General features: G+C 72.3%; 26 protein-coding genes. 11 read left to right on the top strand and 15 right to left on the bottom strand.

The features are described 5' to 3' along the window. Nucleotides 1-3: 3 nt before the first annotated feature. The 8 genes from AB0F71_RS02355 to AB0F71_RS02320 are packed head-to-tail and all read right to left on the bottom strand — an operon-like array spanning nt 4 to nt 6,298. Nucleotides 4-1,113 (bottom strand): glycosyltransferase family 4 protein, encoded by a 1,110-nt coding sequence (locus AB0F71_RS02355; protein WP_360226822.1) that lies wholly within the window; start codon nt 1,111-1,113, stop codon nt 4-6. Then, a complete protein-coding gene (locus tag AB0F71_RS02350) occupies nt 1,110-1,856 on the bottom strand; it encodes a WbqC family protein (RefSeq protein ID WP_360226819.1) in 747 nt (248 codons plus the stop codon). Before AB0F71_RS02350 ends, AB0F71_RS02355 begins: the two co-directional genes overlap by 4 nt. After that, entirely contained in the window at nt 1,853-2,551 is a 699-nt protein-coding gene (locus tag AB0F71_RS02345) for a PIG-L family deacetylase (protein ID WP_360226816.1), read from the bottom strand. The genes AB0F71_RS02350 and AB0F71_RS02345 overlap by 4 nt, the downstream gene beginning before the upstream one ends. After that, nucleotides 2,535-3,095 (bottom strand): dCTP deaminase, encoded by a 561-nt coding sequence (locus AB0F71_RS02340; RefSeq protein WP_360226813.1) that lies wholly within the window; start codon nt 3,093-3,095, stop codon nt 2,535-2,537. Before AB0F71_RS02340 ends, AB0F71_RS02345 begins: the two co-directional genes overlap by 17 nt. Then, complete coding sequence (locus AB0F71_RS02335; protein WP_360226810.1) at nt 3,092-3,649, bottom strand: deoxycytidine deaminase; 558 nt, start codon at nt 3,647-3,649, stop codon at nt 3,092-3,094. Before AB0F71_RS02335 ends, AB0F71_RS02340 begins: the two co-directional genes overlap by 4 nt. Further along, the gene (locus AB0F71_RS02330) at nt 3,646-4,449 is read right to left on the bottom strand and encodes a TauD/TfdA family dioxygenase (RefSeq protein ID WP_360226807.1); all 804 of its coding nucleotides are present in this window, start codon (nt 4,447-4,449) and stop codon (nt 3,646-3,648) included. The genes AB0F71_RS02335 and AB0F71_RS02330 overlap by 4 nt, the downstream gene beginning before the upstream one ends. Continuing rightward, nucleotides 4,446-5,648 (bottom strand): metallophosphoesterase, encoded by a 1,203-nt coding sequence (locus tag AB0F71_RS02325; protein WP_360226804.1) that lies wholly within the window; start codon nt 5,646-5,648, stop codon nt 4,446-4,448. The genes AB0F71_RS02330 and AB0F71_RS02325 overlap by 4 nt, the downstream gene beginning before the upstream one ends. Nucleotides 5,649-5,650: 2 nt before the next feature. Continuing rightward, the gene (locus AB0F71_RS02320) at nt 5,651-6,298 is read right to left on the bottom strand and encodes an rRNA adenine N-6-methyltransferase family protein (protein WP_360226801.1); all 648 of its coding nucleotides are present in this window, start codon (nt 6,296-6,298) and stop codon (nt 5,651-5,653) included. Between the two features lie 352 nt (nt 6,299-6,650). On the opposite strand from AB0F71_RS02320, the gene AB0F71_RS02315 reads away from it, so the two are divergent. Together AB0F71_RS02315 and AB0F71_RS02310 are read left to right on the top strand one after the other, a co-directional pair. Then, entirely contained in the window at nt 6,651-8,087 is a 1,437-nt protein-coding gene (locus tag AB0F71_RS02315; protein ID WP_360226798.1) for a hypothetical protein, read from the top strand. Beyond that, complete coding sequence (locus tag AB0F71_RS02310; RefSeq protein WP_360226795.1) at nt 8,084-8,584, top strand: GNAT family N-acetyltransferase; 501 nt, start codon at nt 8,084-8,086, stop codon at nt 8,582-8,584. The genes AB0F71_RS02315 and AB0F71_RS02310 overlap by 4 nt, the downstream gene beginning before the upstream one ends. Nucleotides 8,585-8,600: 16 nt before the next feature. On the opposite strand, the gene AB0F71_RS02305 is transcribed toward AB0F71_RS02310, so the two are convergent. Together AB0F71_RS02305 and AB0F71_RS02300 are read right to left on the bottom strand one after the other, a co-directional pair. Then, on the bottom strand, nt 8,601-9,185 hold the full coding sequence (locus AB0F71_RS02305) for an HD domain-containing protein (RefSeq protein ID WP_360226792.1): 585 nt from the start codon (nt 9,183-9,185) through the stop codon (nt 8,601-8,603). Between the two features lie 20 nt (nt 9,186-9,205). After that, complete coding sequence (locus tag AB0F71_RS02300; RefSeq protein ID WP_360226789.1) at nt 9,206-10,288, bottom strand: XRE family transcriptional regulator; 1,083 nt, start codon at nt 10,286-10,288, stop codon at nt 9,206-9,208. A gap of 311 nt (nt 10,289-10,599) precedes the next feature. Here AB0F71_RS02300 and rfbB point away from each other — a divergent pair, with 311 nt between their 5' ends. The 3 genes from rfbB (at nt 10,600) to AB0F71_RS02285 (ending at nt 14,024) form a co-directional block, all read left to right on the top strand. Then, nucleotides 10,600-11,580, top strand: coding sequence for a dTDP-glucose 4,6-dehydratase (gene rfbB / locus AB0F71_RS02295; RefSeq protein WP_360226786.1), 981 nt, complete (start codon nt 10,600-10,602; stop codon nt 11,578-11,580). Nucleotides 11,581-11,664: 84 nt separating this feature from the next. Next, entirely contained in the window at nt 11,665-12,891 is a 1,227-nt protein-coding gene (locus tag AB0F71_RS02290) for an ATP-grasp domain-containing protein (protein WP_360226783.1), read from the top strand. After that, nucleotides 12,888-14,024, top strand: coding sequence for a DegT/DnrJ/EryC1/StrS family aminotransferase (locus tag AB0F71_RS02285; RefSeq protein ID WP_360226780.1), 1,137 nt, complete (start codon nt 12,888-12,890; stop codon nt 14,022-14,024). Before AB0F71_RS02290 ends, AB0F71_RS02285 begins: the two co-directional genes overlap by 4 nt. Before the next feature lie 134 nt (nt 14,025-14,158). Here the strand turns inward: AB0F71_RS02285 and AB0F71_RS02280 are convergent, their stop codons facing one another. Beyond that, on the bottom strand, nt 14,159-15,334 hold the full coding sequence (locus AB0F71_RS02280) for a UDP-N-acetylglucosamine--N-acetylmuramyl-(pentapeptide) pyrophosphoryl-undecaprenol N-acetylglucosamine transferase (RefSeq protein WP_360226777.1): 1,176 nt from the start codon (nt 15,332-15,334) through the stop codon (nt 14,159-14,161). A gap of 358 nt (nt 15,335-15,692) precedes the next feature. On the opposite strand from AB0F71_RS02280, the gene AB0F71_RS02275 reads away from it, so the two are divergent. Then, entirely contained in the window at nt 15,693-16,607 is a 915-nt protein-coding gene (locus AB0F71_RS02275) for a hypothetical protein (RefSeq protein WP_360226774.1), read from the top strand. A 131-nt stretch (nt 16,608-16,738) separates the two neighbouring features. Here the strand turns inward: AB0F71_RS02275 and AB0F71_RS02270 are convergent, their stop codons facing one another. The 4 genes from AB0F71_RS02270 to AB0F71_RS02255 form a co-directional block, all read right to left on the bottom strand. After that, nucleotides 16,739-17,923 (bottom strand): cytochrome P450, encoded by a 1,185-nt coding sequence (locus tag AB0F71_RS02270; RefSeq protein WP_360226771.1) that lies wholly within the window; start codon nt 17,921-17,923, stop codon nt 16,739-16,741. Nucleotides 17,924-17,932: 9 nt separating this feature from the next. Next, nucleotides 17,933-19,180, bottom strand: a complete 1,248-nt coding sequence (locus AB0F71_RS02265; RefSeq protein WP_360226768.1) for an MAB_1171c family putative transporter — start codon at nt 19,178-19,180, stop codon at nt 17,933-17,935. Between the two features lie 18 nt (nt 19,181-19,198). After that, the gene (locus AB0F71_RS02260) at nt 19,199-19,741 is read right to left on the bottom strand and encodes a hypothetical protein (RefSeq protein WP_360226765.1); all 543 of its coding nucleotides are present in this window, start codon (nt 19,739-19,741) and stop codon (nt 19,199-19,201) included. Nucleotides 19,742-20,126: 385 nt separating this feature from the next. Further along, a complete protein-coding gene (locus AB0F71_RS02255; RefSeq protein ID WP_360226762.1) occupies nt 20,127-20,555 on the bottom strand; it encodes a helix-turn-helix transcriptional regulator in 429 nt (142 codons plus the stop codon). A gap of 371 nt (nt 20,556-20,926) precedes the next feature. Here AB0F71_RS02255 and AB0F71_RS02250 point away from each other — a divergent pair, with 371 nt between their 5' ends. From AB0F71_RS02250 to AB0F71_RS02230, 5 genes are all read left to right on the top strand, one after another. After that, nucleotides 20,927-21,268 carry a hypothetical protein gene (locus AB0F71_RS02250; RefSeq protein WP_360226759.1) on the top strand — a complete coding sequence of 114 codons (342 nt, stop codon included), beginning with the start codon at nt 20,927-20,929 and terminating at the stop codon, nt 21,266-21,268. Nucleotides 21,269-21,506: 238 nt separating this feature from the next. Further along, the gene (locus AB0F71_RS02245) at nt 21,507-22,877 is read left to right on the top strand and encodes a helix-turn-helix domain-containing protein (RefSeq protein ID WP_360226756.1); all 1,371 of its coding nucleotides are present in this window, start codon (nt 21,507-21,509) and stop codon (nt 22,875-22,877) included. Beyond that, nucleotides 22,874-23,548, top strand: a complete 675-nt coding sequence (locus AB0F71_RS02240; RefSeq protein ID WP_360226754.1) for a DUF721 domain-containing protein — start codon at nt 22,874-22,876, stop codon at nt 23,546-23,548. Before AB0F71_RS02245 ends, AB0F71_RS02240 begins: the two co-directional genes overlap by 4 nt. Before the next feature lie 94 nt (nt 23,549-23,642). Beyond that, entirely contained in the window at nt 23,643-24,176 is a 534-nt protein-coding gene (locus tag AB0F71_RS02235; RefSeq protein WP_360226751.1) for a WhiB family transcriptional regulator, read from the top strand. Further along, nucleotides 24,173-25,018, top strand: an 846-nt coding sequence (locus tag AB0F71_RS02230) for a DUF2637 domain-containing protein (protein WP_360226748.1), incomplete at its 3' end; no start/stop codon positions are given. The genes AB0F71_RS02235 and AB0F71_RS02230, both read left to right, overlap by 4 nt.

Here is a 25,018-nt window from a genome sequence, read left to right as displayed (position 1 = left end):
ATCTCACGCGGCTCCGATCGCGTCGCGGGTGACGGTGGTGAGCCGTCGGGCGCTGTGGGCGATGTCGTAGCAGGAGGCGTTGGCCAGTCCCGCCGTGCTCAGGCCGGTGCGGAGCGCGTGGTCGGCGGCGAGCTTGTCGATCGCCTCGGCGAGCTGGGCGGCGTCGCCGGGGGCGTAGGGCAGGCCGGCGGCGCCGAGGGTCTGGTTCATGCCTGCGACGTCGGAGTAGACGACGGGCAGTGCGTGGGCCTGGGCCTCGATGGCGACCAGGCCGAACGCTTCCAGACCGCTGGTGGTGAAGAGGAAGGCGTCGAAGTCCGCGAAGCGCTCCCACAGTGCCCGGCGGGGCTGGAACGGTGCGAAGCGGATGCGGTCGCTCAGGCCGAGTTCCCGGGTGAGCTGCTGGAGGGCGTCCCGCTCGGGGCCGCTGCCGATGACGGTGAGTTCGTGCCGCTCGTCGGTGAGCGCCATCGCCTCGATCGCGGTGGCCGTGGACTTGTTGGCGTCCAGGCGGCCGGCGTGCAGCAGCCGCAGGGTGTGGGTGTGGGTGGGGTGCAGGGGCCGGGCGGCGCGGGCGAGGGGGATGCCCCAGGGGACGAGAGCCGTCTTCTCGCGGTAGTGGTGGCCGGTCAGTTCGCCGATCTTCTCGGCGAGGGCGGTGTTCGGGGCGACGACGGTGGTCGCGCCCGCGACGATCTCGGTGAGGACGTCGCGGGCGAGCGGGTCGGAGGCGGCGGCGATGACGTCGGTGCCGTGGGCGATGGCGACGACGGGGGTGCCCTGGGCGGCGCGGACGAAGGCGAGGGCGAGCCCGAAGCCGAGGTGCTGAGCGTGGATGACGTCGGGGCGGGCCTGGTCCAGGTGCCGGCGGACCTCGGTGGTCAGGGCGTCGACGTAGGCGCCGAAGCCGGGGCCGTAGGGGGCCTTGGTGGCGTTGGCGAGCACGGTCTCCTCGAAGCCGTGCTGCCAGGTGGGGTCGGTGGGCGGGAGCGCGAGGAACGCGGTGCGGGCGCGGTCGGCCATCTCCCGGTACAGGTCGGAGCAGAAGATCATGGAGCCGCAGGAGGGCTCCAGCGGCAGGTCGATGCCGGTGGTGATGTGCACCCTGGTCATGCGGGCTGTCCTTCCTGCTGGAGGGAGTCGAGGTAGGTGGCGAGGCCGGAGCGCAGCAGGGCGGAGGTTCCGGCCCAGCCGATCGCGCTGGCCACATCGAGGACGGACAGGTTCGGCGCGAACCCCTGCTGCGGCCACGCCTGCTCGTAGGCGGGGTGCCGGGGCAGGTACTCGGTCCAGGTGACGGCGATGCCGTCGGCGGCGAGGTCGGCCGGGTCGAGGTAGCCGCGGGTTCCGGAGCCGGCCCACAGCTCGTCGGCCCCGGCCGCGCGGCAGATCCGGACGATCCGGCCGGTGCGGTCGGCCTCCGGGTCGATCGGGAGCCGGGACGTGAGGGTGAGGTCGGCGGGCGCGCCGAGGGCGACCGCAAGGCCGGTGGTCAGCTCGAGGTTGAGGTCGAGCAGCCACCGGTGCCCGGCGGCGAGCGGCGGGGCGAGTATTTGTAGCACTTCGTCGAGGTGGCGGCTGCGGCCGTAGGCCAGCCGCATCCGCCGGAGCATGCCCTGCGGGTCGAAGGTGTCGGCGATCCGCACGTCCTTGATCAGCTGGCCGTGGTTCTTGACCACCGGGACGGTCAGCCACCGGACGCCGTCGGGGGTCTTGATCCGGTTGCGGTTCTGGAAGCCGCCGTCCTCGTACTGCACGTTGTCGTACAGGGCGACGGTCCGGCACGCGAACAGGGCCTCGCAGAAGCCGAGCCACGGCGCGAACGGCGGCTGCTCGATGTAGAGCCGGTGGTTCATCGGTCCCCCTCGGGGACGAGCAGGGTGATCAGGGACGTCTCGAACGCCTCGAAGCGGCGGCCGGCGGCGGCCTGGACCGGGGCGAGGCTCCAGCCGGCCTCGGCGGCTCGGTGGTGGGTGAAGTCCTCGCTGAGGTACCAGCGGCCGGCCTGGCTCTGGTGCTCGGTGAGGGCCTTGACCTTGTCGGGGAGCAGGTCGGTGATGTCCACCAGCACGGTGGGGTGGAAGTCGCCCCGGGGGGCGTGGGGTTGGCCGTGCAGGATCGTGGTGCAGGTGGCGACGCGGGTCGCGGCGTTGACGGCGGCCTGGGCGACGGCGAGGTGGTCCTGGTGGTCGGGGCCGGCGTGCAGGCTGTGGGTGATCAGGACGGTGCAGCCCAGGCGCACGAGTTCCGCCTCGATGCTGGAGACCAGCTGGCGGTCGGGCACCAGGGCGCCGTCGGTGAAGCCCAGGGGCAGCAGGTCGATCCCGCTGCCCTCGTAGGAGGCCGCCGATTCGGCCTCCCGCTCCCGGTCGCTGAGGCTGACGCCGCGGTTGCGGTCGGCGAGGGAGACGCCGTTGACCCCGGTGGTGACGACGACGACGGTGACCGTCGCGCCGTGCTCCAGGTAGCGGTGCAGGGTGCCGTAGCACATCAGCTCGGCGTCGTCGGGGTGCGCGACCACCGCGACGACGTGTTCACGCGGCGGCGCCACGGGCCTCCTCCTCCTCGAAGTCGCGCCAGATCTGCGAGGGCTCCGGCAGGGTGCTGCCCTGGTACTTGCCGGAGTACAGCTCCCGGCGGCCGGTGGGCACCCAGAAGGTCGCCTGACCGATGCGCTGGCCGGGGTAGACCCGGACCGGCTGCACGGCGTGGAACTGCAGGGTCAGCCGACCGAGCGACCCGAGGTCGATCAGGTCGGCGGTGCAGTGGACGAACAGGCCGGTGCGGGCGGTGGAGGAGCGGGCCCGGATGATCGGCACGAAGTGCTCGGAGCCGATCTCCTCGGCGGTGGAGGCGAGGTAGATCCGGCCGGGGCGCAGGACCATGCCTTCCTCGGGGATGGTGGAGCGTACGAAGCGGTTGGACCGGCGGCAGTCGAGGGTGCGGCCTCCCCACCAGCGCCGGGCGTACCAGCCGATGTCCGAACTGAGGTGGAAGTCGTAGGAGTTGGGGCTCAGGAGCGAGGCGTCGAACGGGGTGATGGTGATCCGCCCCTCCTTGACCTCCGCTCCGATCTGGGGGCCGGTGAGGATCACGCGGCGGTCACCTCCGCAGAGGGGCCGACGGCGCTGCCGCCGGCCAGGGCGTGGGGAGCGAACGGGGAGGGGGCGCTGAGGGTGCCGTAGTAGCCGGCGTACGGCAGGCGGTCGCCGACCGCGTCCCAGAAGGACACCTGGCCGATGACCATGCCCGCGTACACCCTGAGCGGCTGGGTGACGACGATCTCCAGCGTCCAGCAGTGGACAGCGCCGAGCTGGGCGAGGTCGGCGCTGATCTGGGTGAACAGGCCGAGGCGCCCGACGGAGGACCGGCCGATCAGGCTGGTGACGTAGCGGTCGGAGCCGATGCGCTCCACGGTGGAGCCGAGGTAGACCCGGCCGGGCCGCAGCCGGTAGCCACGGCGCGGGATGGTGATCGTCCGGGTGGGCGGGCTGGTGTGCGGGTCTACGGGGGTGCGGGTGAACACCTTGAGGGTGGGGCCGAGCCGGTAGCCGTGGCTGTTGGGGTTCGACTGCCGGGGAAGGTACGGGTCGATGGTGATGTGGCCGGCCGCGACCGCCTCGCCGATGGCGGGGCCGGTGAGGATCACCGGGTGCCACCTTGCACGTAGGTCTGCCGCAGCAGCCGCCGCTGTCCGAGCTCGATCGTCCCCTGGCCCTCGCCGAGCGGCATCCGGCCGTGGGCCCAGCGCAGCTGGTCGAAGACCAGGAGCTGCCCGGGGCTGAGCCGGACCTCGGAGCGGTGGCGCAGCGCGGCCTCGGCGAGGGCGCCGAACGCGGTCGCCGCCTCCTGCCGGTCGGCGGCGGTGCCGTCGACGAGCTCGCCGCGCAGCAGGTGCGGGTGCATCTTGCTGGTGAACCGGATCGGCAGGCCCGGCTCCAGCTGCTCGGGCAGGACCGCGAAGCGCTCCAGTCCCTGGCCGACGCCGTGCACACCCTCGTCGGTCCAATACCGGAACACCGGCTGCTGGAGCAGCGCCCGTTCGGCGTCGCCGAGTTCGGCGGCGGCGGCCCACAGGTCGGCCAGGGCCGAGGCCCCGCCCCCTGCCGGGTCGGCGCGCTCGCAGTACAGCGCGATGTAGCGCGGGATGAGGTCGCGGTCGACGAGGTCGACGTGCAGCCGGTTCTCCCCGGTGCCGTGGGTGCGGCCCGGGTCGGCCTCGGTGCGGACCTTGAGGCTGCTCCAGCAGCCGTCGGCCGGGTAGACGGCCAGCACGGGACCGAGCGCGGACAGCAGGGAGAGCGCGAGTTCCTGGTTCAGGCGGTGGTCGACGGGGTCGAACGCGACCAGGGCGCGGCCGTCGCCCTCGCCGGTGATGTGCTCGGCGAAGCCGTGCGGTGCGACGGGGCCGTCGAGGAACTTGGATGCGGGCAGCGACTGCATGGTCATGACCCCTCCTTGACGTGGTCGGTGAGCAGGCCGCGCAGCGTGCGCGGCGGGTCGAGCGGGCTGGCCGGCAGGCCGAGGCGGTCGGCCAGGTAGGCGGTGGTGGCGACAGCGCCCAGGCCGCGGGTCACCCCGGCGGTCACGGGGCTCTCGCCCAGACCCTCGGCCAGGGCGGCGATCTCCCCAGCCGTGTGCGGGCTGTCGAGGACGACCAGCTCGGTGTCGAAGGGCGCGGCGGCCACGAGCGTCTGCCGGTCGACGTGCTGCGGCAGACCGGTGCGCAGGGTGTAGCGGTTGAGAACGAAGGCGTCGGCTCCCGCCGCGCGCCGGCCTCGCTCGGCCAGCAACTTGGCGAGCCGGCCGCGGTCGTCCACCGGGGCAGCGAGTCGGCCGATCGTCGTGCTTCCCCAGGCCCGGAACGCGCCGACGGCCTCCCGCACGTAGCCCGGGACCGACCCGCGCGCGACCTCACGGCCGCCGGTGTAGCTGGCGGTGAACGAGGGCTCCGCCGGGCCGAGGTCGATCCGCAGCAGGCCGACACCGCACTCGGGCGGCTTGGCCACGTACCGCGGCGGGAGCGCCCAGTGGCCCATCGGACTGTGGCAGTGCCCGGCCACCATGATGTCCAGCGGGCCGTCAGCGAGTTGGAGTGCCACGTCCGTCTCGAAGCCGCTGTGGCTCAGCCCGAGCACCACCTCGGCGCCCGCCTCCAGCAGCCGGTCCCGCTCGGCGGCCAGCAGAGCGGCGGTCGGCTCCTCGAACACGAACCCGGCGCGCTCGGCGGACGGCACCGCCCCGAACGCCTGGGCCCCGAGCACGCCCACGATCCCGATGCACCGGCCGGCCGCCTCCAGGAGCAGGCCCCGCTCCCACCGCCCGGCGAAGGCCGGCGGCGGTGTCAGGTTCGCGCACACCACCGGGGGGAAGCGCTCCGGCTCGTGCAGCCGCATCAGGTCGGCCAGGTCGTGGTTGCCGGGCACCACCGCGTCGTAGAGATCGGCCAGCAACCGCTCCTCCGTGCGCCCCCGGGAGTACTCGTGGAAGGCACTGCCACCGAAGAAGTCACCGACGTCCACGACCAGCGCGCCCAGCTCGCGCAGCCCCTGGACGGCGGCGAGCATCCCCAAGCCGTCCGGCACCGCCGAGTGGAAGCAGCCCGTCGCCGCCACCGTCACCGTGTTGATGGCCAATTCCCTGTCCACGCTCAGCACCTCGTGATCGACACGACGCGCAGCGGCACGGCCGCCTCGGGCCAGAAGTCGCCGCGCGAGATCCCGTCGACCTCCTCCAGCCGCAGACCCGCCCCGAACCAGTCACCTGCGGCGGTGTGGTCGGCCGTGACAGCGGGGAACACCGCCAGGCCCCGCGCCACGTTGGCGGTGGATGCGAACACGTGGGCGGTGATCCCGAAGGCCAGCGTCCAGTCGAACGGGAGGATCGACAGGAACACCGTGCCGACGGGCAGCTCGCCGTCGAGGTCGACCTCACGGACGTCGGACAGGATCGGCCGGGCCCGGTCGCCGAACGGTTCGAGAGCCGGGCACAGCACCTCGGCCATCCGCGGGTCCTTCTCGACCGCCCAGATCCGGTGCCCGGCCCGCGCCACCGCAGCGGACAGCGTCCCCAGGCCCGCGCCGACCTCCAGCACCGAGTCGCCGGCGCGCAGACCCGCCAGCTCCAGCAGCCGCTCCGCGACTGCCGGGGAACGCAGGAAGTGCTGGCCCAGGTCGGCCCGGGTCCGGAAGTCGCTGTCCCGCAGGTCCGCGACGACCTCGCTCTCAACCAACTGCAGCGTGGCCGCCGAGGGGGCCGCCGCAAGCTCCGGGCCGCGCGTCCCGACAGAGGTTGCCATGGTTCTCCTTCCGCAAGATGTGAGCCGGAGCGTCCTCAAAGGGCCTGCTCGCCGGCAGCGGGACCGCGACCGCGGTTGCTCGGCAGATGGGCAGGTCGGAATCGCTCCGGTGCCAGGTCGGGCTTCTGAAGTGCCAACTACGCTAGGAATCACCGAAGTCGGGAAACACTCACCGGCAGTACGGGTTCGTGCTCCTCCGCGCCGCTGGTGCCGCGCGGATGCCCAAGGACACACCCTGGGCCGGCCGACTGGCAGAGGCGGAGGCCGCGATCGTTGAGAACTTCGCGCGGTCGGCGTGAAAAGCCGCGAATTCGCACACACAGCAGCTTGGTTGACGTACCGTCGCCGAGTGATGACGCTCGGAGACCCCCAGCTAGGGGCCGAGACGGCCCTCTCCGGCGACCGCCCCGGAGCGGTTCTGGTCCAGGCCCTCGGATACGCAAACTGGTCGCCGCGCGACCTGGTCCGCGAGATCAACGGACGGCTCGCGGGCCTCGGCGAACGACGACTCGACCTGACCGTCGCCCACGCCTGGAGCCGCGGCTCGGTACCACGCTCCGAGACGGTCCGCCGGCTGGCCGCCGCGGTGCTGACGGAGAGGACCGGCCGGACCTACACCCAGACCATGCTCTGGGGTACTCCCGAGCCGGACGCCCGCAGGGACGAGCGGACCGTCACCGACGACCTGGTCGGGCGCCGCCCGCTGGCCGCCGTGCTGGCCACCGCCACCGCCTGGAACGCGACTGCCCCCGCATCCCAGGCGACGCTCCGTCCGTCCGGTGACCTGTTCACCGCGGTCTGGGACGCCGACCGGCAGCAGCCCCACAGCATCAGCCGCGAGAGCGGCACCGACCACGTACTACCGCCGATGATGACGCTGCTGGAATCCCACCTCGCCGACCTGCGCCGTCTCGACGACGCCGCCGGAGGAGGCGCCATCTCCCAGCGGTACGTGCGCATCGCCCTCGACGGCGTGCTGTCGCTCCTGCAGAACAGCCGCTACACGCCGGACATCGGCACCCGGCTCCTGCGAACCGCCGGGGGACTCGCCCAGCTCGCCGGGTGGATGGCCTTCGATGCCGACCTCTCGGCCTCGGGCCAGCGCTACCAGCTGGTCGCGATCCGCCTCGCCCGGGCCAGCGCGGACCACGACACCGTCGCCAACGTACTCGGGATGCTCGCCTACCAGCACGCGGCGGCCGGCAACCCCACGGCCGCGATCCGCTTCGCCGAGGCCGCCGTCGAAAAGGCCGCCAAGAGCCTGCCCACCGTCCGGGCCCGCGCCCTCGGTCGGCTCGCCACCGCCCACGCCGCCGCCGGCGACATCGACGCCTTCCGATCGGCCACCGACCGCTGCCTCGCGTTCCTCCAGCACCGCCGCGACGACGACCCCCCAGCGCTCTACTACTTCACCGCCGACCAGGTGGCCGCCGAGAGCGGGCAGGGCCTGGTGGACCTGGCCGCGGCCAACCCCGGCGCCAAGGGCCGCCGACTGCTGGAGGAGGCGCACAGCCTCCTGTCACCGATCACCGCGCACGGACCCACCACCGGCTACACCCGTTCCGCCTTCCTGCACGGTGTCCACCTCGCCAGGGCCCACCTCCTGGCCCACGACACCGAGGCCACCCTCGCCACCTTCGGGAAACTCACCGTCCATCTGCCCGAAGTCCAGTCCGTGCGCTGCCGCAACCTGCTGCTCGGGATCCGCCGGCACGCCGGAACGCGGATCAAGTCGGCGAGCGGCAAGGATGCGCTGAACCGAGTGGACAGGGCACTATCGGGCATATGACGCCGACCGGTCTTGCCCGCCCCGTTGCCGCCGCGCTCTCCGTCGTCCCCTACGACCACCCCGAGGCCCGCCGCCTCACCACCGCACTCCACGCGGAGCAGACCGCGATGTACGGCTTCGCCGACGACCCGGCGGCCACCGAGCCGGCGCTCTTCGCGCCGCCGAACGGCCTGTTCCTCATCGCCCGCCCAGACGGCCAAGACGAGGCGCTCGCCTGCGGCGGCTGGCACCTGGTCGCCCCGGCCACGATCGAGATCAAACGCATGTACGTCGCCCCGGCAGCCCGCGGGCTCGCCCTCGGCAGCCGGCTCCTGCGCGCCCTGGAACACGAGGCGTACGAGCTCGGCGCACGACGCGCCATCCTGGAGACCGGCAGCCGCAACCTGGCCGCGCTCGCCCTGTACGAACACCTCGGCTACCAGCCGATCCCCTCGTACGCTCCCGGCCGCGACCCGCTCGTGAACCGCGCGATGGCCAAGCAGCTCACTGCAGCGTAGGAACTGGGCTGCCCCGTCAGGCCGGTGCGGACTGCCAGTCGGTGGGGTCGAGCGCGAGCGCCGCGTCGGCGATGCGTTGGGCCGAGGCAGTGGTGAGGGCGGCGCGGCAGCGGTCGATCTTGCCCTGCACCGCTGGGACGCCAGCGGCCCGGTACTCGACGGCGCGCAGCAGGCAGTCGAGTTTGTCGGCGTCCTTGGCGCAGCGGGCCTCGGGGGTGGTGCCGTCCTCGAACTCGCCGATCACGTCGGCGAAGAGGGCCTGGACGGCCGGGTGGGCCGCCGCAGTCTGATCGGTCGTGACCTTGCGCGGGTCGGCGGCGGTCACGTACCGGCGGGTGAGCGGGGTGAGGTCGCCGGTGCGGGCTTCGGGGACGTCGTGGAGGGTGGCCAGCAGGGTGGTGCGGGCCGGGTCGGCGCCCTCCAAGGCGGCGAGGGTGGAGGCGATCACGGCGGTTCGGTGGCTGTGCTCGGCGACGGTCTCGGTGGCGGACAGGGGGATGCCGTCCTGCCGCCAGCCGGTGCGGGGCAACGCCCGGAGGGAGCCGGCCTCGAAGAGGAGCCGGGCGACGCCTGCTGCCTGTTCACCGTCGAGCTGCACCACAGGGTCCTCCTGATCGCGTATCACCCTTCGTCCCGACCGTAGCGCAGGCGGTCCAGGTCGCGCCGGGACGTCGCGGAGATGAGACTCCCGTCGAGGAGCTCGGCCGTCAACGTGTCGAACGACTGGGCGGCGTCCGGTGCTGCGTGCGGCAGCCACGGGTGCAGGTGCAGCAGGGTGCCGATCGAGTGGACGTACAGGTCGACGGTGCCGGGGGCGAGGTGGAAGGAGGAGACGAGGGCACGGAAGAGGCGTATCGGATCCCATGCCGCCGGGTCCGGGTGGTGCATGAAGGTGTCGTCGGTCTGGTCGGCGGGCATCGCGCCCAGCCAGAGTGCCCAGTAGGACAAATTTGCTAGTTCGCCATGCTCGTCGTCCAGTAGCGCGGTGGAGACGAAGTGCCGCAGCTGGTCCGGATCGCCCTGGCGGGCGGCGACGGTGGCGACCGTGCGGGCCTCGACCGAGCGGGGGCTGTAGCCGCGCCGGCCGAGCGCGGGCCGCATGCCGCGCAGTGCCTGCTCCGACCAGGCGGCGGCGTCGGGCGCGGTGTCGTAGGAGGCGAGGTAGAGGGCCTGACGGTGCAGCAGGCGTCCGTGCTCGTCGGACGTGGCGCGCTCGGCGGTGGTCCGCAGGTTGGCGAAGAAGCGGGCGCGGTCGTCCGCGGGCAGCAGGGGGCCGGTGCGGGCCGGTCCGCGCCTGGGCCGCGAGGCGAGGTTGGCGAGCGCCGGTGGCGGGGTGCCGTGAAGCGCCCAGGCGACCAGGAGGGCCGAGTCGCGGGGCTGGACCCACCCCGCCAGCGGGTGGCGGGCGGCCTCGGTGGGCGGGTCGAGGACGGCGGCCAGGACGCGATCGGCGTCCAGCGCCGCCCCGCTGTGCGCGAGCAGCAGCGGGTCGGCCCCCAGCAGGGCCAGGCGGCGGCGCAGGTCCAGGTAGTCGCCAGCACGGGTGTGCGTCAGCGGGCGACGGCCGGACTCCCAGCCCTGCACGGTGCCGAGATCCACGCCGAGATCCTCCGCCAGCCCCTCCTGGGTCCGCGGGATGCTCTCGCGGGCCAGACGCAGCAGGAACCCGGAGACCAGACCGGCCGACGGCGCTTTCGCGGACACGGAGCCCCTCCCTCGCGCGTTCGTTCGCGGCTTTCACGCCGACACCGCCGAGTTCACGATGCTCGCGGCGTCCACCTCTGCCCGCCGGCCCGGCAGAGGGTGTGTCGTGGTGCAACCGCACGGTACCGCCCGCCCTCGTCGAAGGGCGCGGCAACCCGTACCGCCGGTGAGTGTTTCCCACAGTGCCTGATTCCTAGCGTAGTTGGCACATCAGGGGCCCGGCCGGACAACGCGGCAAACGCAGACCGACCGGCCTGCCGCGCACCCGCGGCCCCGCGCCAAGTCCGCCGTACGAGAGGGGATGGAACTCGATGAAAGTTCTGGTCACCGGCGCAGCCGGGTTCATCGGCTCGCACTTCGTGGACCGGCTGCTGCGAAGGGACGACGTGGAGCACGTGACCGTGCTCGACGCCCTCACCTACGCGGGCAACCTCGCCAACCTGGAACTCGCCGTCGGCTCGGGCCGCTGCGAGTTCGTGCACGGCAACATCCTCGACGCCCACCTGGCCGGCGGACTCGTCGCCCGGCACGACGCCGTGGTCCACTTCGCGGCCGAGTCGCACGTCGACCGCTCGCTCCTGGACGCCGGACGGTTCCTCGCCACCAACGTGGTCGGCACCCACACGCTCCTGGAGGCCGCGCGCAGGGCCGGGGTGTCCCGGTTCGTCCACGTCTCCACGGACGAGGTGTACGGATCGCTGGAGACCGGGGCCGCGACCGAGCAGTGGACGCTCGCCCCGAGCATCCCCTACGCCGCGTCCAAGGCCGCCGGTGACCTGGTCGCCCGCTCGTACTTCGAGACGTACGGCGTGCCGGTGTGCATCACCCGCTCCTCGAACAACTACGGGCCGCGCCAGTACCCGGAGAAGGTGATCCCGCGGTTCGTCAGCAGCCTGCTGCAGGGCCGGGCGGTGACCGTGCACGGCGACGGCGGCCACCAGCGGAACTGGCTGCACGTCGAGGACAACTGCGCCGGCATCGAACTCGTCCTCGACCAGGGCGTGCCGGGCGAGGTCTACAACATCGGCGGCGGCCACGACCTCACCACCAACCAGCTCGCCACCCTGCTGCTCGGCATTCTCGGCGCCGACCGCTCGATGCTGCAGCACGTGCCGGACCGCACCGCCAACGACCGCCGGTACGCGATGGACTGGTCGAAGATCGCCCACCTCGGCTACCGGCCGACCCGCGACCTCGAAGCCGGCCTGGCGGCCACCGTCGCCTGGTACCGGGCAAACCCGGGCTTCTGGCAGCACACCGCCCCCCTCGCCGACGCCCTCGCCCCGGCGTGAGCGCCATGACCTCCACCGGCAGCGGGGCCAACCACACGGCCAAGCACCCGCACATCACCCTCAACCCGGACCAGGAGAGGCCGCATGACTGAATACTGGCCGCCGAACGCGCTGCTCGTGCTCGGCGCATCGGAGGAACACATCCCTCTCTACCAGGAGGCGGCGCGCCGCGGAATCGCGACCATCGCCGTCGACATGAAGGTGGACGCCCCCGCGTTCCCCTTCGCCGACGCGGCCATGAACGTCTCCACCAGGGACGCGGACGCCATCACCGCCTCGCTGGCCGGCACACGGCCCGCAGGGATCGTCGTCGGCGCGACCGACGCCGCACTGCCCACCTGGCGCACGCTGGGCCTGCACTACGGCATGCCCTACGTCTACCCCGAGGCAGCCCTGGCGGGCCTGGACAAGGCCGCCTTCCACCAGGTCGTCGCGGACTGCGGCGTCGACGGGTACGGGTGGGCCGCCTCGGACGACCCTGGTGAGGTCACCGCGAAGGCGGCCTGGCTGTGTTTCCCGCTCATGGTCAAGCCGGTGGACGGATCGGGCAGCAAGGGTGTCACCCGTGTGACCCGCCCTGACGGGCTGCCGGCCGCCATTGCCCGTGCGCGCGCCTACTCCGCATCCGGGACCGTGATCGCCGAAGAGTTCATTCACGGGCGGCAGCTGACCATCGACCTGTTTCTCCGCGACGGCAAGTCGGTCATGACCTGCATCAAGGATCAAGCCCTGGTGCCCGGCAGAAGCGTCGTCAGGCGGATCAGCACGGCGCTGCTCCCCCCGGCGGAACACCGCCACCTCGAGGAAGTCGCCGAGCGGCTGTGCGGGGCGCTGGGCATCGTCAACGGGCCCGCGAACTTCGACCTCGTCCTCGGCGAGGACGGCCACGGGCGCATCGTCGAAGCCAACCCGCGCCTCAGCGGAGACAGCATCCCGCGCCTGCACGAGGCCGCCTACGGCGTCAATGTCGTGGGCGCGCTCATCGCACTCGCGCTCGGCGAGCCGTTCGACGCCTACCTGACGCCGACGCGCAAGGCGCACGCGGGGGTGGAACTGCTCGGCTCCCCTCTCGACGTGGAAGGCGAACTGACCACGTGGGAAGGCGTCGCCGAAGCCCGCAACGTCCCCGGCGTCACCGGCATCGAGCTGTATGCCAAGCCCGGAGACCCTGTGCACCCGCACGACCAGTCCGGCCACAAGATCGGCATGGTCACCGCCGCCGGACCGTCACCCGCAGACGTGGCCGTGGCCCTGGACAAGGCCACTTCACTGCTACGACCGATCATCCGACCGACCCAGGAGACATCGTGACCACCCTGTCGCGGCCCGACGCCGCCCGCAACGCCAGCCCGTACCTGTACGGGACCGAAGTCGCAGCGATCACCGAGGTCCTGGAGAGCGGCCACTACGGGCACACCGCCGTGACCGAGACGTTCGAGCGGCAGGTGGCCGACTTCCTCGGCGTCCCCGAGGTGGTGGCCGTCTCCTCCGGGACGGCGGCCCTGCACGCCGCCCTGGTCGCCGCCGGCGTCACCGCGGGCGACGAGGTGCTGGTGCCGGCGATGACGTTCTGCGCGTCCGTGCAGGCGATCCTCGCCGCCGGGGCCGAGCCCCGGTTCGTGGACATCGACCCGGCGACGATGTGCACCACCCCTGACCTCGTCCAGGAGGCGCTGACCGAGCGCACCACCGCGGTGATGCCCGTGCTGTTCGGCGGCAGGGCCATCGACCTGACCCCGATCGCGAACCTGCTCGACCAGCGAGGGATCGCCGTTGTCGAGGACGCTGCCCACGCCTTCGGCTCCCACGACAACACCGGTCGGAAGGTCGGAGCGAGCGGGCACCTGACCTGCTTCTCCTTCGGCCCGATCAAGAACCTCACCTGCGGCCAGGGCGGCGCGATCATCCCCCGCAACCCGGAGGAAGGCGATCGGCTGCGGACCCTGCGGCTGCTCGGCATGGTGGAGTCCGCCGCCGACCGCGCCGCCTCCACCACTTACCAGGTCACGGCCACCGGGTTCCGCTACCCGCTGTCCGCCCTGAACGCCGCGATCGGCACCGCGCAGCTCGCCCACTTTGAGGAGGCCACCACCTCGCGCCGCGCGCTGTGGCGCACCTACCGCGACGCGCTGGCCGGCCTGCCCGGCGTCGAGCTGGTCGACGTCGACGTCGAGCACTCCGTCCCGCACCTGTGCGTCGTCACCATCCCCGACCGCGACCGCGTCTGGGCCGAGATGCGCCACGCGGGCATCGGCGTCGGCGTCCACTACCCGCCCAACCACCTCCAGCCCGCCTTCGCCCGCTGGGCCCGGCCGCTGCCGGCCACCGAACAGCTCGCCGGGCGCATCCTCACCCTGCCCTTCCACCAGCACCTCACCGAGGATGATGTCCACCGCACCGTCACCGAGATGCGCCGGGCACTGACCACCGAAGAAGCCCGATGAGCGGTCTCGCCGCCGAGTTCGCCGCCTGCGCCCTGCTCATCGAAGCGGGAGCCGCATCCCACCTGCGCTGACCGCACGTCCGACGGCCTCGGTGCCTGCCCCGTTCATCGGGCGGGCACCGAGGCCGGCACCGTTCAGCGCCCGGCGGCTGCCTCCAGCACCACGTCGACCAGGCGCTCGGCAGCATCCGGGCGGCCGTGCTCGCGAGAGCGGGCCGCCATCGCCCCGCGCCGCGCCGGGTCGGCGAGCAGCGGAGCCAGCGCTTCCCGTAGGGCATCCGCCGTGACGTCGCCGATCAGAGCGACGGCCGCGCCTGCGTCTTGGAGGTGGACGGCGTTGTGGGCCTGCTCGTTGCCCGCCGAGGTCGGCAGCGGGACGAACACCGCGGCCTTGCCGAGCGCGGTCAGCTCCGCGAGCGTCCCCGCGCCGCTGCGGCTGACCATCACGTCCGCCAGTGCGAGCACGTCCGGCAACTCCGCGCCCATGTAGCCGGTCAGCAGGTAGCGGGCGGCCAGGTGCGGCGGCAGCGCCTCGGCGGGCCCGCGCAGTGCCGTCTCGTTCGCGGGGCCGCACTGGTGGATCACGTTGGCGTGCTCCAGCAGCCACGGCAGGACCGCCGAAACGAGGGTGTTGATCTGCACCGAGCCCTGCGCACCCCCGGTGACGTACACCGTCGGCAGGGCCCGGTCGAAGCCGTCCAGGCCGAGGGCGGTTACCGCCTTGCCGGCGTGCCCGGTGAGCACCGCCGGGCGCACCGGGTTGCCGGTCACCACCGCGGTGCGGCGCGCGGAGTCAGGCAGCAGCGGCAGGGTGGACTCCGAGGAGACCGCGACCCGGGTCGCCGCGCGGGCCAGGACCTTGTTCGCCAGCCCGAGGCGCACCGTCTGCTCGTGCACCACCAGCGGCACCCCGCAGGAGCGCGCCGCCAGCCCGACCGGCACCGCCACGTACCCGCCGGTGGCCAGCACTACGTCCGGCGCGAACTCCGTGATCAGCGACCGGGCCTGCGCCGCGCCCAACGGCACCCGGCCCATGTCCCGCACGTTCGCCGGGGAGATCATCTTGAGCGGGTTGGAGGAGCGCCGGACCTTGCCGGTGGCGACCGGTGCGAACCGGATGCCCTCCGCCGGAGCGACCCGGGCCTCCAGGCCGGCGGCCGTGCCGATCCACAGCACCTCCACCGTCCGCCCCCGCCCAGCCAGCCGCTCCTGCAGCGCCTGTACTGCCGTCAGCGCCGGGTAGGTGTGCCCGCCGGTCCCGCCGCCAGTCACGACCAACCGCAGCGGTCCAGCCTGCTCGTTGAACCCCATGCCCGTCTCCCATCGACCATCGCGTCGCACATGCTGACTGAAGACCACTCAGCCTACGGTGGAACGGACACTGTCCGTCGCAGCCCGGTTCCAAGGCGTACCGCCCCTGTTGGGTCCGAGAGCCGCACCGTCGTCACCCGGACCACGCCGCGTACGCCCACCTCAACACCGCTGGCAGTAGACGCAGGAGGAACGGGCTGCGCGCGCTTTCGTTCTGTGTGATCAAGGTCGCTCGGCGTTGGCTTCACTTGCGGACGGTTCGCGGCTATGGTCCGTCGTCCCTCCGGTCGGGACAGGCCCGCCGAGGAACGAGGAGGTTCTCCTGCGCGTCCACCGCAGCCCGCACCCGACCCGATTCGTGATCATCCCGAACGATCTGGCGCAGAACCGCGCCATCTCCTACACCGCCAAGGGTCTGTTCGTCGATTTGATCTCGCGGCCGGAGGAGTGGCGGGAGACCTGCCGGCAGATGGCGGACTCCAGCCCGCAGGGCCGGAAGACGGTCGAGGACGCGCTCGACGAGCTCCGGGTGTGGGGCTACTACCGAGTGGACGTGGTACGGCTGCCGAACGGCCGACTCCGTTCCGAGGCCCATCTTTTCGACGTGCCGCAGCGGCCGATGCTGCCGGGTGCCGACATACCGGCGTCCGGTGAGCCGGAGTGCGGTGATCCTGACGCCCTTCTTGGAAAGTACCTGGTGAAAGAACCCTCCCTCCCTGTCAACGAGGAGCCGCAGGGGGAGGAGCCGCAGGGATCGCGGGTCGAGGAGGAGCAGGGAGGGTGGGAGGACGAACTCGACTCCCGAGCGACCGCCGACGGTGGGGAGGCGGCCGACGAGGAGACCCGGGCGGCGGCTCGGGTCCTCCTGCGGGCGGTCCGGCGCGAGCGCAGACTGCCGCTCGGCGAGGCCGAGGCGGTGGCGCTCGCACCGCTGGTGCGGGCGTGGCTGGACCGGGGCGGCTCCGAGGAGGGGCTGCGCGAGGCCCTGCTGGCCGGGTTGCCCAGCGTGGTCTACTCGCCGGCCAGGGTGCTGCAGAGCCGACTCGAGCGCAAAATGCCGCCGCCGCATAGCCTGGATGCCCCGCCGTCGCGCCGCCGACGCCCCGCTGAGTGCGAGGAGTGCCGGGATCCGCTGCCGGAGCCGGGCCTGTGCCCGGCGTGCTCGGGCACTCCTCGCCAGAGCGCTCCAGACGAAGCGCGGGCGCGGGTGACGGCCCGGGGACGGGCCAAGGTCCGGGCTGCGCTGGCGGCAGGGGCGGGCAAGGCCGCGTAGGCCCCGCTGTCGGCGCGTCAGCAGGCCGGTGACCCGTGCTGACCTGTGCGAACGCTTGCGGCCCCGTGCGGGGCCGGTGTGGTGCTTGTGCGGGGACGGGGAGGTCGTCCCCGCCCCCGCGCGGGGCGAACCTAGAGGTTCACCGGGAGGGCGACGAGGCCGCGGACCAGCCGCGACTGCCGCCAGACGAGCTGGTCGGTCGGGACGGCCAGCCGCAGGCCGGGAAACTGCTGCAGGAGGACCGTGAGGACGATCTCGACCTCCGCACTGGCCAGTGGTGCGCCGAGGCAGCGGTGGATTCCGTGGCCGAAGGCGAGGTGGCTGGCGGCGTTCGGGCGGTCGAGGTCGAGCCGGTCGGGGTCGGGGAACTTCTCGGGGTCGCGGTTGGCAGCGCCGGGGCAGACGAAGACCGGGCTTCCGGCGGGCACGGTGGTTCCGGCGAGGTCCACCTCGTCGGGAGCCCAGCGCCACGTGGCGATGCTGACCGGGGAGTCGTACCGCAGCAGCTCGTCGACGGCGCCGGCGATGCAGTGCGCGCTGGTACGCAGGTGCTCCAGTTCGGCAGGGTGCTGCAGCAGGGCCAGCACGGAGTTGCCGATCGCCGCGGTGGTGGTTTCGTGGCCGGCGACCAGCAGTAGGACGGCGAGCGAGAGCAGCTCGTCCTCGCTCAGCCGGTCCTCGTCCTGGTCGTGGACGGCGATCAGGTCGGACAGCAGCGAGCGGTCCGGGTGGGCGCGCTTGTCCGTGATCAGCTCGGCCATGTAGCCGGCCAGGGCGTGGGAGGCCGCGTCGATGCGGGCGTGGTCGCCGGTGGCGAACAGGTCGGTCGACCAGGTGCGGATCGCGGCCCTGTCGGCCGTGGGCACGCCGAGGAGCTGGCAGATGACGGTGACGGGCAGCGGGCCGGCCAGGTCTTCGACGAGGTCGACCTCGGTTCCGGGCTCCCACAGCCCGACCAACTGCTCGGCCAGGGCCCGGATGTAGGGGCGGAGCCCGTCGACCCTGCCCGGGGTGAAGGCTTTGGTGACCAGCTTCCGCAGCCGGGTGTGCTCGGGCGGGTCGACGGTCAGCATGGTGCGGGCGACGGCCGGGTGGAGCGAGCGGGTGGAGGGCTTGTCCGCGAAGTAGGCGCCGGCGTCCTTGGACAGCTGGGCGCCGAACGCCTGCCGGGCCTCCTCGTAGCCGGTGACGACGGTCGCGGTGGAGGCGCCGCCGTCCAGCGACGCCTGCAGGACCGGGGCGGTCGCGCGCAGGCGCGAGTAGGTGGGGTAGCGGTCGGCGTAGAACGCCGGGTCGGCGAAGGGCGAGGATGCCATGGTCGATTCCTATGCCGCGGCTGGGGCCGCTTGCCGCTGGACGGCGACGGCGGTGCGGACGATGTCGCTGGTCGCGTACTGCTGGGAGACCGAGCGTAGCCAGAGCGCCTCGGCGCGGAGGTCTCCCGCGCGGACCGACTCGCCGGTTGCCTGGGGAGCGGGGTCCTCCTCGCCCCGGGCCCCGGTGCGGGCCGCCTCGATCGCCGCGGCGACGACAGCTGCCTCGACGATGGCGGCGCCGGTCTCGGTGCCGCTCTGCCCCCGGCGCTCGACGGCTTCGGTGGCCAGGCGCTCGATGGTGCGGGAGCGGTGGTTGCCCAGGTCGAGGATTCCGTCGCAGACCTCCACCACCCGGCGGTGCAGGACGACGTCCGGGTCGGTCTCGATGACGACGGCACGCAGGACGACCTGCGGGCGGACCGCAGTGAGGTCCGTCCAGAGCGGCAGGAGGTCCTGGGCGGTCTTGCGCTCCCACCGACGGCGCATCACCTTGGCGGCCGGCCACAGCAGCGCCGGGACGGTGAGACCGGCGGTGATGAGCAGGACGCCCATCAGCGGCGCGGTGAAGCTGAAGGTGCAGCGGAACGGCGTGACCAGCGAGGTGCAGCGGGGGCCGCCGGCAAAGAGCTCGACCCCGGCGATGGACGCGCCGGCATTGACGACCTTGTAGGCCAGGTAGAGCAGGACGAAGAAGCAGCCGATCGCCGCTCCGCGAAGGCCGGCTCGGTGGACCCGCCAGGTCGACTGGCCACTGCGGCGCCAGGTCTGGCTGAGGCAGTCGTACGAGGCGTGGCCCATCACCAGCACGTAGGCGAGGGTGTAGACGTGCAGGAGGACGGGGGCCTGGCCCCAGTTCTGGTTCGTGAAGTCGCTGCTCCAGCGGCGGTCCGCGGGGACCGAGAAGAAGGCGACCAGCATCACGGCGACCGCGACGCCGAGGAAGGCGACGCGGGGGCGGAGCCTGCGGCGGGCCTCGGCCGCGTCGTGGTTGAGGGACATGAGCCAGGAGACGACGCTGACGCTCGCGACGAGCATCAGCACGTTGCTGACGAGCTTCGCCAGGTCGCGGGTGACGCCGTCCGCGGCGTCCTGCACACCGGGGTGGAACCCGAGGATGGCGACCGCCCAGGCCAGCAGCATCGTGACCGTGCTGCCGGAGTGTGCCGGCCGTGCTTGGCCGTTTCTGCGCGGGCGAATCCAGTACAGGGCGGCTGCCAAAAGCAGGGCAGGGAGTGCGAGGGTGACGAGGCGAATCATGGCTGGTGGTTCTTTCGGTCAGGTGAACATCGCGTTCCACCGCTCGTCGGCGGCGGTGGGGCGCTTCGCGGGCATCACGGCCGCGCGATACATCCGCTGGACGAGGAGGCTGGCCATCAGCTCGGCCTCCTGCTCGTCCTGCTCTTCGTAGGACGTGCGGGCGGAAATGCCGAGGACGGACCAGTCGATCATTTCGGCCAATTCCTCGTCCGACGGGATATCGGAATAGTGGATCGAGCCCCTGTGGCCACACAGAATGTGGCCGAGCTCGTGGCAGATGATCTGGCTTCGGAGAAGCGGTGATGCATTTCGTTCGAAGGAGATGACCTCGCGGTCCGCATATCGCTCGCGGAGTCCGCAGGCGAAATTGCCCTTCATGTCACGTGCTTCGACGTAGATCGGGCGGCCGATCAGCGTGGAGACCGCCTGTACCAGCTCCTCCTCGTCGAAGCGATGCGGCAGGAGCGGGATCAGCTCGCTGAGGCGGTCTTCGCATGCCGCATGCACAATCCCCTCCTGAAATGATCTTGGATGGGCCGTACTCATGGCGACGGCCTGCACCGTGGTCGTGACAGCACGATCGTATGCATACCCGTGAAGATCGTTTCTTTAATGATCTTTGATTGCCAGAGGGGGGAGGTGAGGCTGCGCCGGACTTTGTTTCAGGCTGTGACGGAACGTGCCGATGTGCATGGTGCATCCGATCGCGATGCGCGAGATCTCGGGGCGAAAAGAGATGACGAGGCGTTAGTTCATCACCGAAAGTGAGTCAACGTGCCCACGTCAAACGGGCTCGTGATCTGCGTCTCAATCTCGCAATCCGTCCCGTATTTCGGTCGCGATCGGCGACGACGCACCTGGAGAGCAAAATGCGCACAGGCTCGCCGGGGCGAGTCTATGCGCATAGATATGGTTGAAAAATAAAAAGCCCGGTGGGCCCGCTCGCTCAGGGCGCGCCGGGCTCGGGCTCCTGGGGGTCCAGGCCCTGGGACTTGCGCGCCACAGTGATCATGTCGGCGACCAGCTTCCGGTTCGTCGGGGTCAGGTCCTTGCTGCGCAGGGCGATCGACTCGATGCCGGCGTCCCGCATGGCGTTGTGGAGATCGCGGTCGACCAGCACCTCCTCCAGCGGCTTGGAGGTCACCCAGATGTCCGGTGGCACGTCGAAGAACTTCGCGACCGCGACGAGGGTGTTGATCTTGGGGTTGTCGTTGGAGCCGGACTTCATCTGCTTGAGGGTGCTCTCGCTGACGTCCGTCCCCTTGGCGACCTCGGGGATCGTGTACGGCCCGCGACCGTCGGGGTGGCGGTTGTCGAGCAGGTAGTTGAAGACGGCGGCGATCCGCGCCACACCCTCTCTGGCGGCCTCGGTCATCGGTGCTCCCTCGTGTCAGATCGTCCCACGTGGACACTTTAGTGCCCGATGGTGCCCGAGTGCACATCTCGATCGACAGTTAGCTGTCCCCATGGCCGGTATTTTGGTGTACGTTGATCGCACCCGGTGGACACTTAACTGTCGATTGCCTGGTCAGAGGGCGTTTCGCTTCGCCCTGGACGAGGTGGGCGGCAGGGGGAACCGGCGGCAAATTTGCTGCCGGGACCGAGTCCGCGGGCCGTCCTCGGCGGGCGCAGGGGAGATTGCAGCTCCCTGAAGCCCACCCGCCGAGGGCACGGATCACATCCGAAGCAGCTCGGCCAGCCTGTTCCACCACGCGGCCGGTCTGCTCCACCGCCCAGGAGTCTCCCATGCCCATCCTCGCGGGTACAGCCGGGTCGCCGTCGCGACCTGCGTCCACCGAGATCGCCACCGCCCCGCCCGCCTTCGTCGAGATCCTCGCCGGCCTCCTCGAACCGCGCGCCGCCGTCGTGCGCCTGGCCGCCGGTACGGGCGGCTTCCCCCGCACCGTCGGCGCGTTCGACGCCCAGGGCCAGCCGGTGCCGCAGCCGCTCGCCTACCGGCAGGCCGCCGCCCGGTGGATCGTCCAGTGCTTCCCCGGCCTGGACCCCGAGCACGCCCACGAGCTCGACCTCGCGACCGGGTGCCTGACGGCAGTGTCCGTCACCGACACGCCCGCCATGGCCGCCTGACCCGGGAAGCCCCGACACCGCTCGACCGCCACCGGCCCGCAGGCCACCGCCGCCGCGTTCGCCGGCCGGTCAGCCCTGCCCCGGCCCGCGCCGAGAGATCCCGCCGCTGCCCGTCCCAGCGAGGCCAGCCCTCTGTCGGTGACACCGCAGCAGAACCTCCTCCGCGCGAAGCCGCCCTCACCCGCCGCCGCGCCCCCACAGCCCGGGGCGCTGGCCGCCATGCCTAGCGAGGACCACCGTGCCCAGCACCGCCCTGTCCGACCGCGCCGCCCAGGCGCGCACCGGGGAGAGGAAGACGAGCGCCTCCGGCCTGCTCGTTCCCGATCCCGCCCAGTGGATATCGACCACCACCGGCCGCATCGCCCCGGACACCTACACCTGGCTGCAGGCCGTCCACTGGGCGTCCGACACCCATGCCCACGCCCCGGCCCGCGCCCACGGTCCGCGCTTCGGCCGCACCACACTGCGCGTCGCCCAGCTGCTCGCCCAGCTCACGCCGTGCAGACCCGGCGTCGGCTACCTCGTGCGGATGCTGAAGGTCTCCGAGCGCACCGTGCAGTACCACCTGTCCATCCTCCGGGAGTCCGGCCTGCTCAGCTACGCCACCAAGGGCAGCCGTGTGCGCCAGGTGGGCGGTCGGGCGTCTGAGTTCGTCCGCACCATCCCGGCAAGGTTCGACGAGGTCATCGGCCTGCGGACCGCCGAGTCCGAGAGCTACATCCGCAAGGTCGTCGGCGTCGCCTCGGACGAAGGCCGCCGCACCCTCGCGCAGCTGGGCAAGAAGGCCCGCCGAACCGTCCGCCGGCCCAAGCGCCGCCGCCCCGGGAAGGCCGGCAACCGCACTTCGTCGACCTCCTCCCGTTGCACCCCAATGGGGGTCGGTGCTGTCACGTTTTCTCCTGCAGCACCTACCAACAATCCCTCTGAGAACGACGTCGCGAACGGGAACGACCAGCAGCATCAGGGGGAACGGAAGGGCCGCCGGCAGCTGAACGTGGTCGGTCGCCGCCACCAGCTCGGCCTCGAACTCGTCCGCCAGGTTCCGTGGCTCAGCGGCAGCCCGGTGCCGCGGGTCGCCTGGGCAGTGCGCCACCTCGCCGACGCCGGGTGGACCGCCCACCAGGTCATCGCCGTACTCGCCCAGCGGACCCCGGCCACCCGGATTCACCGGCCGGTCGGCTTCCTGACCGCCCGCCTGGTCGGAGCCGAGCTGCTGTACGACACCCAGGCCAAGCGCGAGGCGATCGTCGCCTGGTGGCGCGACTCCCCGCAGGCCGCCCAGGAGCGCCACACCGAGTGGGCCGGCACCTGGCAGGCGCCGCGCAGCTCCACGGTCCGCAACCTCGTGCGCAACGCCTGGTCGAGAGCACGCGAGAGCTCCCGCCCGGCCGTCGCCGTCCTCGAGGACCAGCCCACCACCGAGGAGCACCGCGAAGCCCGCACCACGGCCTGGCGCCAGTACCTCAGCGGCAGACCCTCCCTGGTCACCTCCGCCCTGGCCATCGCCGGCCGCGCGCAGGCCGAGCAGATCTACGGCCGCGACCTCGTCGAGCGAGTGCTCCGTCTGCGCTCCACCACCAGCCACCTCCGAACAGGAACAGCGCGATGAACGACACCCAGCCCGCCACCGGGATCGACCTCGCCCGCCTCGCCCTCCGCCGCGCCCGCGCCGACGCCGCCAAGCGCTCCGAGACCGTGGTGAAGACGAAGACCACCGGCCGGACGACCGCATCCCGCCGCAGCCGGACCGATCCGGTGGGCCTCGCAGCCGCCCTGTCCGACCTGATGGTCCAGCACGCCTGGGAGGCGCCGCTCGCCAGCGGCGGCCTGCTCGATCTCTGGCCGACCGCTGTCGGCGAACTCGCCACCCACGTCACCGCGGTGAGCTTCGACCACCAGGCCGGCCGCCTCGACGTCCGCGCCGACTCGCCGGCCTACGCGACTCACGTCCGCACCCTCGCCCCGGTGCTCGTCGCAACGCTCAACCAGGCGCATGGAGAAACGATCCTGCGCAGCATCCGCGTGCTGGGCACCCACCGAGGCCAGGTCGCAGCCGGAACCCGACCGGTCGCCCGCAACGAAGTCCCCGCACCGGAGCCCCGGATCAAGACCCGGGAGGACGCCTCGCCCGGCTACCTGCGGGCCCTGGCCCAGCTCCAGGCCAGCCGCCCGAGCGCGCCCGCGGACTCCAGGACGAGCCCGGCCGTCGACCGCCGGATCAGATCGCTCGCCAGAGGCCCGGAGACGGCACCCCGTCTCTCCGGCCCCAGCCCGCGCTAGCCACCGACAGGTCGGCGCGACCGCCCCCGGTCGCGCCGGCCCGCCCCTCGAACCTCCGCGCCCCGGCCGCGGACCCACCCGGAGACCCAACCCCGTGTCCACCATCACCTCGACCGCCACCCGCCGCCGCGACAACACCTGGGTACAGCGCGCCGCCTGCGCCGGCACCGCCGCCCCTGACCGCTTCTACCCCCTGCCCGACCAGGCCGACGAGACCCGGGCCGCCAAGGCGCTGTGCGGCAGCTGCCCCGTCAGCGACGAGTGCCTCACCGAAGCGCTGGAGACGAACGACCGCTACGGGATCCGCGGCGGCTTGGTCGAGAGCGAGCGGATCGTGCTGCACCGCCTCAGCACCGTCGGCCGCTGGGAGGAGGACCGCGTCGTCGCCGCACTCAACGGCCGCCCGGTCCACCTCTCCCGGCAGGAGAAGCACTCCGTGTGCGTCGTCGCCGCCATCCTCGACCTCGACCTGCGGATCTGGGCGCCGGTACTCGGCATCGGCCGCAAGCGAGCCCTCACCCGCGTGCGCGAAGCCCGCGCGCAGCTCGACGCGCAGCCCTTCCTGCTGCGGCGCGAGCAGCGCATCGCCGCGGCGTTCACCCTGGTGACCACGGCGGTGGCGGCGTGAGCGAGACCACGGGGCCGAGCCGGATGTCCCGATGGGACAAAGCGGCGATCGGCATCATGGGCACGGTCGGTGGGGCCCTGAGCTACGACGCGTTGCAGCAGATGGCCGTGGCCATGCACGTCCGTTCGGAGCTGAGCTACCTCTTCCCCGTCGCGATCGATGGGTTCATCGCGTACGGCGTGCGGGCGCTGGTGGTGCTGAAGGAGGCGCCGCTGCGGGCCCGCGCCTACACCTGGTCGGTGTTCGGCGGAGCCACGGCCACCAGCGTCTGGGCCAACTGGACCCACGCCGTCAGCCTGAACGACGAGGGGACGGCGGCTGGCCAGGGATTCCACCTGACCAACACCGCGGTCGGTGCGCTCAGCACTATCGCCCCGCTGGTCCTCGGCGGCGCCACCCACCTGTACATCGTCATGTCGCGGCACACCTCTACTGCGCAGGCCGGCCCGGCTGACGAGCAGACCGAGAAGAACGGGACAGCTCGGACCGACCGGACCAACTCCGACGAGCCGACCACGGTCCGGTCCTGGTTGCGAACCCGCTTCCGCCGCAACCGCTCCGACGCCCGGGAACTCGACCACGCCCAGGCCCTCGCCGAACAACCGCGGCTCCGCCTAGTCGGTGCTCCCGTGTCGGGTCCGTCCGGTCCGGCTCCCGTGCCGGGTCCGTCCGGTCCGGTCCCCGTGCCGGGTCCGTCCGGTCCGGCTCCCGTGCCGGGTCCGTCCGGTCCGGTCCCCGTGCCGGGTCCGTCCGGTCCGGCTCCCGTGCCGGGTCCGTCCGGTCCGGTCCCCGTGCCGGGTCCGTCCGGTCCGGCTCCCGTGCCGGGTCCGTCCGGTCCGGTC

This window comes from Kitasatospora sp. NPDC028055, assembly GCF_040637885.1.
GTDB lineage: Bacteria > Actinomycetota > Actinomycetes > Streptomycetales > Streptomycetaceae > Kitasatospora.
Note: the sequence above shows the minus strand (reverse complement) of the source record. Positions and strands in the feature narration are given on the sequence as shown.